Here is a 1,223-nt window from a genome sequence, read left to right as displayed (position 1 = left end):
CAAAAGAACAAGAAGAATATTTTGCTAAAGTATTTGGTTGTGTAAGATTTATATACAACAAAATGCTACATGACAAAATAGAATACTATAAAAAAACAGGAGAAATGCTAAACAATACACCTGCACAATATAAAAAAGAATATCCGTTTCTAAAGGAAGTAGATAGCCTTGCCCTTGCTAATGCACAGCTTAATTTAGAGAAGGCATATAAAAACTTTTTTAGAGATAAGAAAATAGGATTTCCAAAGTTCAAGAAAAAGAAAGGTTACCAGTCTTATACTACAAATAATCAAAATGGGACAGTAACACTTGAAGGTAGTTATCTAAAAGTTCCAAAGTTAAAGACAAAAATAAAAATAAAACAACACAGACAATTTGAAGGAAAAATTAAATCTGTAACTATATCAAAAACGCCAACAGGCAAATATTATGCTTCTATACTTGTAGAAGAAGAAATTAAAGAATTACCTAAAATAGATAAAAAAGTAGGTATAGATTTAGGAATTAAAGAATTTGCTATTTTATCTGATGGAACAAAGGTAGAAAATCCAAAATGGTTAAGAAAAACAGAAAAAAGAATTAAAATTATACAAAAATCATTATCAAGAAAGCAAAAGCAAAGTAAAAACTATGAAAGGACAAGACAAAAACTTGCAAAATTATACGAAAAAATATCAAATCAAAGAAAAGATTTTCTTCACAAATTATCTTCTAAAATTATACACGAAAACCAAGTGATAGTTTTAGAAGATTTACAGGTAAAAAATATGCAACAAAATCATAAATTAGCCAAAGCAATAACAGAAGTATCATGGGCAGAATTTAGAAGGATGTTAGAATATAAAGCAAGATGGTATGGCAGAGAAATAATAATAGCACCACAAAATTATGCATCAAGTCAAACATGTAGTGAATGTGGATATAAAAATCCTGATGTAAAGAATTTAGCATTGAGAGAATGGAAATGTCCAAAGTGTGGTGCAGTTCATGATAGAGATATAAATGCAAGCAAGAATTTGCTAAAATTAGCCATGTGATTGGTATATATGGGGAAGGAACAGCCCTTTGAGCGTGGGTAATCTGGTAACAGAAGTTACCTTGACCACGAAGCCACCACTTCTATAAGTGGGGGTAGTTCACTAAAAGGGATAGACTGTGATCTTGTAGATGGTTGTGATATAGTTAAAACGAGCGATTATGACTGCTATACCAATAAGCCCTCC

The 1,223-nt window shown here is 30.3% G+C and carries 1 protein-coding gene; it reads left to right on the top strand.

Going from position 1 to position 1,223, the window contains the following annotated elements; translation table 11 throughout:
• Positions 1-1,037: IS200/IS605 family element RNA-guided endonuclease TnpB (gene tnpB, locus CAAU_RS13380; protein WP_040306802.1), on the top strand; the 1,037-nt coding region annotated here is incomplete at its 5' end.
• Between the last annotated feature and the right edge of the window lie 186 nt (positions 1,038-1,223).

This window comes from Caloramator australicus RC3 (assembly GCF_000297115.1).
GTDB lineage: Bacteria > Bacillota > Clostridia > Clostridiales > Caloramatoraceae > Caloramator > Caloramator australicus.
This window is presented reverse-complemented; position numbering and strand designations above follow the sequence as displayed.